11 protein-coding genes, 1 pseudogene and 1 riboswitch are annotated in these 10,254 nt (G+C 39.1%); of the genes and pseudogenes, 2 read left to right on the top strand and 10 right to left on the bottom strand.

Translation table 11 applies throughout. From position 1 onward, the window contains the following. The 7 genes and pseudogenes from LACPOB_RS13195 to LACPOB_RS0111305 form a co-directional block, all read right to left on the bottom strand. A pseudogene (locus LACPOB_RS13195) lies at positions 1–150 on the bottom strand (amino acid ABC transporter permease); the annotation flags it as partial. Then, the gene (locus tag LACPOB_RS0111280; protein WP_017868925.1) at positions 147–977 is read right to left on the bottom strand and encodes a transporter substrate-binding domain-containing protein; all 831 of its coding nucleotides are present in this window, start codon (positions 975–977) and stop codon (positions 147–149) included. The gene LACPOB_RS0111280 and the pseudogene LACPOB_RS13195, both read right to left, overlap by 4 nt. A gap of 13 nt (positions 978–990) precedes the next feature. Continuing rightward, a complete protein-coding gene (locus LACPOB_RS0111285; RefSeq protein WP_017868926.1) occupies positions 991–1,731 on the bottom strand; it encodes an amino acid ABC transporter ATP-binding protein in 741 nt (246 codons plus the stop codon). A 378-nt stretch (positions 1,732–2,109) separates the two neighbouring features. After that, positions 2,110–3,144, bottom strand: coding sequence for a DUF6681 family protein (locus LACPOB_RS0111290; RefSeq protein ID WP_017868927.1), 1,035 nt, complete (start codon positions 3,142–3,144; stop codon positions 2,110–2,112). An 18-nt stretch (positions 3,145–3,162) separates the two neighbouring features. After that, entirely contained in the window at positions 3,163–3,636 is a 474-nt protein-coding gene (locus LACPOB_RS0111295) for a hypothetical protein (RefSeq protein ID WP_017868928.1), read from the bottom strand. A gap of 221 nt (positions 3,637–3,857) precedes the next feature. Next, the gene (locus tag LACPOB_RS0111300) at positions 3,858–4,292 is read right to left on the bottom strand and encodes a Fur family transcriptional regulator (RefSeq protein WP_017868929.1); all 435 of its coding nucleotides are present in this window, start codon (positions 4,290–4,292) and stop codon (positions 3,858–3,860) included. A 112-nt stretch (positions 4,293–4,404) separates the two neighbouring features. Next, complete coding sequence (locus LACPOB_RS0111305; RefSeq protein ID WP_017868930.1) at positions 4,405–4,989, bottom strand: guanylate kinase; 585 nt, start codon at positions 4,987–4,989, stop codon at positions 4,405–4,407. Between the two features lie 278 nt (positions 4,990–5,267). Between LACPOB_RS0111305 and LACPOB_RS0111310 the strand changes: the two genes are divergently transcribed. Further along, positions 5,268–6,668 (top strand): APC family permease, encoded by a 1,401-nt coding sequence (locus LACPOB_RS0111310; RefSeq protein WP_017868931.1) that lies wholly within the window; start codon positions 5,268–5,270, stop codon positions 6,666–6,668. A gap of 51 nt (positions 6,669–6,719) precedes the next feature. On the opposite strand, the gene LACPOB_RS0111315 is transcribed toward LACPOB_RS0111310, so the two are convergent. The 3 genes from LACPOB_RS0111315 to LACPOB_RS0111325 form a co-directional block, all read right to left on the bottom strand. Next, positions 6,720–7,103: a VOC family protein gene (locus tag LACPOB_RS0111315; RefSeq protein ID WP_017868932.1), complete on the bottom strand. Its 384-nt coding sequence runs from the start codon at positions 7,101–7,103 to the stop codon at positions 6,720–6,722. 32 nt (positions 7,104–7,135) lie between these two features. Continuing rightward, positions 7,136–7,720, bottom strand: coding sequence for a hypothetical protein (locus LACPOB_RS0111320; protein ID WP_017868933.1), 585 nt, complete (start codon positions 7,718–7,720; stop codon positions 7,136–7,138). 350 nt (positions 7,721–8,070) lie between these two features. Then, positions 8,071–8,658, bottom strand: coding sequence for an ECF transporter S component (locus LACPOB_RS0111325; RefSeq protein ID WP_017868934.1), 588 nt, complete (start codon positions 8,656–8,658; stop codon positions 8,071–8,073). Between the two features lie 113 nt (positions 8,659–8,771). Beyond that, positions 8,772–8,899, bottom strand: a riboswitch (FMN riboswitch). 179 nt (positions 8,900–9,078) lie between these two features. Here LACPOB_RS0111325 and LACPOB_RS12235 point away from each other — a divergent pair. Beyond that, on the top strand, positions 9,079–10,254 hold a 1,176-nt coding region (locus LACPOB_RS12235), incomplete at its 3' end, for a CocE/NonD family hydrolase (protein WP_040533264.1).

Below are 10,254 nucleotides of genomic sequence, written 5' to 3' on the forward strand. Positions count from 1 at the left end.
CCCCCGTGCAAGTTTACTGGGAACAGTTTCCATGATGGCAAAACCTGACCCAATAACAAGTGAGAAGAACAGCGCGATCACACTCGCTAAGATCGTGTTGCCAAAACCAGTCAGCAAAGTCGACCAGTTATTAGTTAAAACATTGATCATGGTTCTTCCACCTCCTTAACATTGAATCCAGGAATGCCGCCAAACCATTTCTTGACCAATTTCGAGTATGTCCCATTAGCTTTGAGTTCATCCAAAGCCTTGTTTAAATGGTCACTCATCTCATCTTGACCTTTATCGACCGCTAATCCATACGGCTCATTAGTAAATGTGCCACCGACAACTTCATAATCTGGATTTTCTTTAGCAACTCCGTACAAAATACCGTTATCGGTCGTCATGGCGACACCTTGTTTCGATTTCAAAGCGGTAAATGCCTGAGCATAATCATCTAATTCCAAAACCCTAGCTTTCGGAGCAAATTTATGAACATTATCAACGGCTGTAGTCCCCTTCACCGCCATCACTTTTATACCTGCTTTATTTAAGTCTTTGACAGTCTTGATACCACTACCTCTTTTAACCAGTAATGACTGACCCGCACCAAAATAAGGCTGTGTATAGTTGATGATTTTTTTACGATCATCTGTGATAGTCATCGCGGCAGCAACAGCGTCAATATTACCATTCTTTAAGAGTGGCACCTTAGTTTTAGCAGTCGTCTGAACAAATTCAGCTTTGGCATCTTTGCCATACATTTGTTTAGTCAAAGCTTTAGCCAAATCGATATCAAAACCGTCGATATTCCCTGTTTTAACGTTCATCAAACCAAATAAACGGGTATCGGCTTTAACACCCCAAACGATTTTTTTAGACTCCTTGGTACTTTCATACACATTGTCAGGTTTCTGTTCCGCACAGCCTGCAAGCACTGTCACCAAAAAAACTGGTACCAGTACTGTCAGTACCCTTTTAAACCATTTCGACATGCTTGCTCCCCCCCTATTTGTGCACAATGATCTTACTTAAGAATTGTCGTGCACGCTCTTCGGTCGGATGATTATAAAATTGCTCGGCTGGATCATCTTCCACGATCGCTCCGTCATCCACAAAAACCACCCGGTCAGCTACTTCACGAGCAAAGCCCATTTCGTGTGTAACAACGACCATGGTCATATCAGTGGTTTGCGCGATTTTCTTGATAACATTCAAAACATCATCGATCATTTCCGGATCGAGCGCACTGGTTGGTTCGTCAAATAACATGACTTTTGGACGCATTGCCAAAGAACGAGCGATAGCGACCCGCTGTTTTTGCCCACCAGACAACTGACGAGGTTTAGAATCGACTTTTGAAGTTAAGCCAACTAACTCTAAGTATTTCATTGCGATCTCTTTGTTTTCTTTTTCATCACGTTTTAACACTAGTCGCGGTGCTAACATGACGTTTTCCAATACTGTTTTGTTGTCATACAGGTTAAAATGTTGGAAAACCATCCCAACATCACGGCGGAGTGTATTGAGGTCCGCTTTTCTATCAGAAAGATCCATACCATTAACGAGCAACTGTCCTGAAGAGAAACTTTCTAACCCGTTGATCGTCCTGATCAAAGTACTTTTACCAGAACCAGATGGACCGATCACAACAACGACCTCACCTTGGTTGACCTTCAAATCGATATCTTTTAAAGCATGAAAGTCGCCATAAAATTTATTCACTTTATTAAATTCGATCATTGCCATTTATATCGCCCGCTTTCGTTCTTTAATTTTGTAATTGCTAAATTTATTTTTAGTAACACTAATAATTTTATAGAAAAAAAAACATAAAAGCAAGAAAATGTTCAGGTGGCTTACTTATTTCAGGCATATGACACCGCTTGCAATAGTTGATAAATAAGGATTCTTAAAATTTGAATATATGCAAGACCCACACATCTCTGTACAAATGACTCTGTTGATACAAAAAATTTAGGTTTATGTTACCTTCTCATTAATATTTTAGCATAAAAATTAACTACAAAAATACCCTTATTTAGTAACATATCTCTACTAAACAAGGGTCAAAATAATGTCATCATTTCACCTAACATATTGATGTTAGTTAAGAAACTCGTAATCCTACCTTTTGTGGCGATCACGTCGTCTCAAATGTGACTGTTTTTTCATCTGTTCTTCTTGGTTACTGTTCTTATCCATTTCGTCATCTGTCTGCTCATCTGCGATTTTTTTAACTTCATCTTGAGAAGCCTCATTACCACTGCCAACTAAAGCTTCCTGAGAAAGCTTAACTTCATGTTCTCTTTTCTCATCTTGTGGATTGATTTTGAGGGCTGGTGTTCCCTTTTTATGATAGGCAAATTTAACATCGATCCCGTACGGACGTGCAAACTCATCAACACCTTGACGTGTTGCCTTTTTAGACGGCCCATCCGTTAACAATGTCGTAGCCAAGTATACATCATATTTTTCCAACGCAGCATCCGCCGCCAATAAGCCAATCGTTTTGACGGTAGCTAATTGTGCGGAACGCATCTGGTTGAGACCACCATAAATGACGAATTTGTCTTTTTCATGAACAAGTTCAAAATACGGTAAAGCCACCGGACGAACTAACTTGTAAATTGCCTCGTCCCTTTTTTGTGACTGTTTAGCAATTTGTTTATCAGTTAAACCAGCATAATTCGCGGTCACAAAGCCTACATCGATCAAGGCCTGTGCAACTTCTTGAATATTAGCTCGTTCTTTTTTTGAAATATCCAATCTTGCTGGTAAAAATTCTTGTTCTTTATCAAAGATCCCATTAGTCTGTACAAAACCTAAACCAGCACTAGCAACTGCCTGTTCTTCTTCACTTAACGGATCTTTCGATTCAATATGCAAAGTCTCCTCAATTTTAGGAGAGACATCATACTTAGCCTTTTGATCAGTGAAATAATAAACGATATTAAGGTAACAAAAATAAGCGATCACCAAAAATGCTAAAATAAATAAGGTCCCACGAACAGGAAAACCATTACGATAAAAGCGGTAAGCAACATATAATAAATAGAAATCGCCTAGCGAAGCTAAAATCGTATAAACACGACTTTTGATCGTGGCGCTCAAGTTAACATAACCTAGCGAGGCGGCAATCGTCTGAAATATAGCAAACATATAACTTAACCTTCCTCCCTACTGACTATTTTGTTGTGTATCAGGTTCTTGCTCGTCTTGAGTGCTGATCCCATTATTGGCATCACTGTCGTTATTCTCATCTGTAGCGGAATTTGTTTGATCAGAATCCGTATCATTTGATGAAGATTGATTTTGATCACTATCACTTTCATCATTAACTCCACTGCTTTGCTCATCAGTAGATGAAGCACTCGAACTATCAGCTGAACTTGTTGCTGAACTAGTTTCTGCTGAACTGCTGTCAGAGCTGGAACTAACAGCTGAACTAGAAGAAATGTCAGATGAACCGGATTCATCTGACACGACCGAGCTACTTGAAGACAACGATGATGAACTGGAAACCACTGAACTTCTTGGCTTCCCTTCTGAGGAATGAGTTGCTGTGTTAACAACAACGTTAGTTGCTCCTAAAGCAAGTACAGCCGAAAAAATAGCAAACGGTGTTATAAATGGTGCCGTTCTATTGGACAAAACTCTTCCTCCTTTATAATTAGTTTACTGGTCAGGAAAAAATTACGACTATATTTCGCTATTATTTCCTAACTTTAAACAAAAACATATAATCGATCAAAAAGCCTTAAACAAAGTTTTTTCACTATATGTTATTATAAAATGTTTATCTTATTAGTAAAGGCTAGCTGTGAACTTCCTAAAACAATTTTAAGAGTCATTACTAATTCATAGGAATTAAATCAATTCGCAGTTACACCGTTAGCCAAACATTTGTCACAAATGCCATAAATTTCAAAACGATGCCCTTCGATCTTACATCCGGGTAATTGTTCTTGAAAATAATCCAAAGGGCACTCATCCAATTCAAAAACAGCACCACAATTACGGCAAATAAAGTGATGGTGGTGCATATTGCTAAAATCACACTGATACTTGACGTTGGTTGCTCCTGCCTGACTTTTTGTTTCAATGATCCCGATCTGTTCAAACTCACGCAAATTACGATAAACCGTGTTATAACTCATCGTCGGATAAATTTCGCGCATATGTTTATCAACTTGCGTCACTTCAAGATATTCGTGTTGGTTATCACTTAAATATTCCAGCAAACTACGTCTCTGTTTAGTCAATTTATAGTTGTTTTGCTTCAAGATCCGCACTGCGTCGGCAATCAAATCTTTCACGTCCTTTAAAAAGTAATTATTACTACTAAAGTATAGTACCATGAAAAACAGCTAACGTTAATCATATCGCCTGACTTAACTAAACAAACGATTTAAATGTGACTTACTTTGCTGAAGTTTGGTCAACTGAAACTTGCCAGCCAGCCTTGACCAGCCAGGCGTCCAAGTAGTGTTTAGTTTGTTCCCAATCATCGTTTAATAGCAAATGTGCTTTTTGATGTAATTCTTGTGGTAATTTTAAGTCACGTTTTGCTTCTTGACTCGCTAAACGTTTCTTGATCAAAACAGAACTATCACCCCGACTCGCCAAACGTTGTGCCTGCTTTTTTTGATTTGATGTTTCTAAGTATAAAATTAGAGTTTCAGCTGGCTTTTGTTGTAAGTATGAAATCGCACCCTTCGTATCCAATACGACCGCAGCCCAGTCATTTTCTTTCCACGCTCGTTGTAGCCCTTCAATTGAAGAACCATATTTTTTATCATCATATTCAACGTGTTCTAAAAAATGGTTTTGGTCGAAACTTTCGTTTGTTTCAAAATAATAGTCGACGCCGTCTATTTCCCCTTGGCGCTTAGGACGTGTTGTATGTGTTAAGATCTTTGACATTGAATATTTTTGGGTCAAATAATTACGCACAGTCGTTTTTCCAGTTCCTGGTGCTCCCGTGATCACTACCACATGTTTCATTTCAAATTCCCCCTAGGCTTTTCTACATTCTATCATTGAACATTTTGTCTGTGTATCAAAAGAACTGGCAAAATAGCAACTGACATCTAATGTCAGAAAAACGTTTGGCAAAATGAAGTTCCTATGACCGTAAAAAATATTTTTCTAATTATACTTTAACAATTTAAAGCTTTATGATATAACCATAGGTATACAATTTTTCAAGTTTACAACTAAATAAAATTAATGTTTCTCTCATTTTAATATTAAGTTGTCAAATTTGGTCTGGAGGCAGAGTTATGAGTTTAATGAAACGAGTGACACTTAAAGAAGACCTCTCACGTTACTTAGATCAGGACCAAAGGTTTGAAAAAACCCTCGGTTCATCCGACCTAATTGCCATGGGCGTGGGGGCAGTAATTGGAACAGGGATCTTTATTTTACCTGGGACAGTTGCCGCAACGCATAGCGGGCCCGCCATTGTTTTGTCATTTGTGATCGCAGCCATCGTTTGTTCTACGGCAGCGATGTGTTACGCTGAATTTTCATCGGCCTTACCGATCGCCGGAAGTGCTTATTCATTCGGTAACGTCATCTTCGGTGAAGGAATTGGCTGGTTTTTAGGCTGGTCTTTAATTTTAGAGTACATGTTGGCTGTAGCCGCTGTCTCAACAGGGTTTGCTTCGTATTTTAATTCTTTTATCGCTGGATTTGGTCTACATATTCCACAAGCCTTGGATGGCCCATTTGATCCCGCACACGGAACTTATTTTAATATCGTAGCCTTCGCAATTATCTGGTTGATTTTTTTACTATTATCTCGTGGAGTTTCAACTTCCATGAAAGTCAATAATTTAATGGTCATCATCAAAATTGCCATAATTATTTTATTTTTACTCGTTGGTGTCTTTTATATCAAGCCTTCTAACTGGACTCCATTTGCCCCGTATGGCACTAAAGGTATTTTTTCTGGTGCTTCATTAGTCTTTTTTGCCTACCTGGGATTTGATTGTGTTTCCGCAGCTGCAGCTGAAGTTAAGCAACCAGAAAAAAACATGCCGCGTGGGATCATCGGAACTCTAGTGATCTGTACCTTATTATATATTTTAGTTTCCATCGTTTTAACTGGGATGGTCAAATATACCAAATTAGATGTTGGTAATCCAGTAGCTTTTGCTTTGCAATTAGTGCACCAAGATTGGGTCGCTGGTGTGCTCTCAATTGGAGCAATGCTTGGGATGTTTACCATGATGATCTCAATGATCTACAGTTCTTCTCGTTTGATCTATTCGATCGGTCGTGACGGCTTGTTTCCAAAGTTTTTGGGCAAGATCAACGAGAAAACACATATGCCAAGTCACAGTATGTTAGCTGTCACGTTGATCATTAGTCTAACTGGCAGCATGTTATCGCTTGATCAACTGACTAACTTAGTTAATATTGGGACATTGATGGCCTTTACCTTTGTTTCAGCAGGGATCATTCCTTTACGTAAACGTCAAGATATTCCAAATAAAGATGGGTTCAAAGTTCCATTTTATCCAGTCTTACCGATTATTTCCGTCCTATTATGTATAGTAATGTTGACACAATTATCGCAGGAAACATGGTTAATGTTTATCGTTTGGGTCGTGATCGGAGCGATCATTTACTTCACTTATGGGATCAAACACTCTAAGCTAGCCCAAAATAAAAATTAAAAAATGGCGCTATCCGCTACTTCAAAATGAAATAAAGGATAGTGCCATTTTTTATACCGTTAACTCGATTTGATTACCTTCTGGGTCACAAACTACACTTTCATAGTAGCCATCTCCCGTTGTTCGTGGACCACTCAAATGTGTGTAGCCAGCTTCTGCAATTTTAGCGGTCAGTTCATCAACTGCTTGTTTAGACCCTAGTGCAAACGCCAAGTGCATGTAGCCGACAGGATAACCTGCCAAACGTTTTTCATTTAAGTCTTCACGCGTGCCAACTTCAAGACGCGCTCCATCAGGAAAGCGCAAGAAACGTGAAGAGAAAGTCGTTTTTGGATTATGGTAAAGTTTAGATGGTTCTGCTTGAAAAAATTCTTGGTAAAAAAGTACTGTCTGCTCTAGATCTTTCACAAATAAACCAATATGTTCGATTTTCATTTGTATGTACCTCCACATTTTTGTTAATATTTTTAACGTTTTTTCTTCTTGCCCTTCTTTTTGTGCAACTTCATCTGAGCTTGACCACCTTTTTTGGCTGGAGATACATCATGAAAACCAAATAATCTCTCTAAAATTTCAAGCACGTTTTGCTCTTCAGGGGTTAAAGATTCGTGATTATCTTGCGCTGCTTTTAAATAACGATACTCTTCTTTCATCATTTCAACTTCAGCCGGGTCTGTTTGGGCCAATAATTGTCTCCCAGTATCACCTTTCAACTGTTCAAGTGCCTCTGGCGGCATATTTTCTATACTAGGTTCAACCGGTGCATAATAAGTTTCGTAAAAAATGGTACTTCCATCGACCAAGCCATGAACCAACGCTGCACTATTTTTGATATAGCCAACTTCATGGTCTAAATAAATGACATAATTTATTAAAATTGGCACAAAGGTTCTCACAAAAAGATCGTTATACTCTGCATGGTCCACTAAATCCAAACCAACTACTTCGGCGGCCATTTCTCTCGTCCAACGGTTCGGAGTTCGTCCATATTGCACATACGCAATTAAGGTAAACGATTCAGTCAAAACACGTATATTATCGTTACCCACCATTTTAGCCAGTCCTTGCCCATAGGTGGATCCACTAAACTAATCCGCATAAAAATTATGCTTCTTTTTTCAGCCGTGCAGCTGTCTTTTCTCTTGCTCCTGTCAAGTAAGCTCACCTTTTTCTCTGAATTTACCTTTAGCATACCAAATTATGTGGCTTTTACCATCAATTTTCTGTAAATTATTAAAAAAGGAGGCTAGGACAAAACAATATCCCAGTCTCTTCTTTTGCTAAAAATAATTAAATTATCACTTCTAATTTTTACAGCATAAACGCGTTTCAAAAGTCTGAATCCTCAATGCAATACCGGCTTCAAAACGACTTTGGTCTCGCTCTCCTTGGAATTTAATTTTTAATTAGCTGTTCTCAAACTTGATGCTTTGTTTGCCAACCAACCATGCATCTTGGCGTAAGCAAAAGCGAAAACAGCAATGACAACTGGCCCTTTTATAAAGTTAAACGGGATCACACCGAATAAGACCATCTTGCTGATCGGTAGCGACAACTTCATACCTAATGAAGCAACGTAAGCAGGCATAATGACTGTCATATTCCCGAGTGCCATGATCACCGTCAAAGTTAAAGTACCAACAAGACCTGCCAGCAGATAATCCTTAACACGTGGATCATCTTTAGCCTTCAAGAGTAAATAAACTGGTAAACAAATTGCCAAAGTTGAAACAAATTCTGTTGAAACATCGATCAAGTTTGGTAAAGAAACTCCTGATACAACGAAAAACAGTAATGAACGGATCAAGTTGATCCCAATACCACCGCCGATGCCTAAGGCAAAAAAGCCTAATAAGACCGGCACATCCGCAAACTCAATTTTCAAATAAGGCACCAACGGGATAACTGGAAAGGTAATAAACCTTAAAATATAAGAAATACCTGCTAAACCTGCTGCGATGACCCATTTTTTCATTGACCTGTGCTGCATGACAAAACCCCTCCTAAATTAATTAGAGGTCTATCTTCAATGGCAATTTGTTAACATAAAAAAGCCCTGCTACCTTTTCAGGGTAACAGAGCGACTTTGTATTTTTCAAATCACTCTATCTTCTTTCATCCAGACTTTAACTGTCGGTCTCGGATTTACACCAAGTCAACCTTACCGCTATGGATAAGGGTCGCGGACTATTACCGCCGGTCGGGAATTACACCCTGCCCTGAAGATAAACCATATTTACTTCACTTGCTATTTTAGCATTAGAATGTAACAAGTGCAAACGTTTCATTCAAATAAATAATTATATTTGGGCAGGTCGTTTAGCCCACTGAATGTCTTAATTACTGCGTAAACCAATTGTATGCGTTATAATTATTGGTAACAATGTTTTTAGAAAAGAGGTACATTTGTATGAAATTTAACCAGTTTTCACGTGTAAACGTTGATTACCGTACTCAAGTTTCTGAACTACAAGGTATTGGTTTTTTAAACCAACTAGTTACACCGCAAACTAGTCTTAACGAGCTTTGGTTATCCTTTATTTATAAATCATTTCCACAAGCTCAAAGTCAAAGTTCTTTAAAGGAAATGATCAGCAACCTCTTAGCTAGTCCAACTGAAAATGTTTTTAACTACATAGAACAACACACCGTAGATGCCCGTGCGTTTTACACGGTTGGGCTCCAGTTGCTTGGGTTTACTTGTGGTGACGATTTTGTAACGGCAACACCCTTAAACAGTATGAAGCAATTTAATTTACTTTATCATGACAAAATCACTGATGTTTCTGACTTGATTGGTGCCTGGTATGATCTACTGAACACTCGTGGCAAAAACGGACAAAATCTGTTGGATAGTTTAGCTGCTCAAGGTTATTTTCTACCATTATACGACCTGCCGACTACACAAAAGCCATTACTGTTCAATGGTAAGTCCCAACCAGTCTTTTCCACCGATGAACTGATCCGGGAAGTCGTTTATATCGAATCTAGCTTAGACACTGATCACGACGGACAGCGTGACTTACTCAAAGCCGAGATCTTACGTCCAGTTGATACCAATGATGGTTTAAAAGTACCCGCTGTATATACTGCTAGTCCCTATAATCAGGGAACTAACGACGAAGCTGGCGACAAGATGATGCATAATGTTGATCAGCCTTTGACACATAAAGAACCTAATGATTTAAAATATGCAGATATCAAATACCAAAAACCTGCCACGCAACTGCCAGAAAAACGCCCAGTTAATGGTACGACCCAACAAGCTGAGGAGACTTTTGGACGTGAAGCTTCTTATACTTTAAACGACTATCTTGCTGCGCGTGGCTTTGCCATCGTTTATGCTGCTGGGATCGGAACTCGTGGCTCTCAAGGTGTTAGGACCTGTGGCAGTCCAGAAGAAACATCTTCGACCATTGCCATCATTGAATGGTTAGCTGGTAACCGCCGGGCCTTTACCAACAAAACTGACAACATTGAGATCAAAGCTTGGTGGTGCAATGGATCCGTGGCCATGACTGGACGTTCTTATTTAGGAACGCTAGCCACAGCAGCGGCCACCACGGGTGTGACAGGCTTGAAGACG

It is taken from the genome of Ligilactobacillus pobuzihii E100301 = KCTC 13174, from assembly GCF_000349725.1.
GTDB classification, from domain to species: domain Bacteria; phylum Bacillota; class Bacilli; order Lactobacillales; family Lactobacillaceae; genus Ligilactobacillus; species Ligilactobacillus pobuzihii.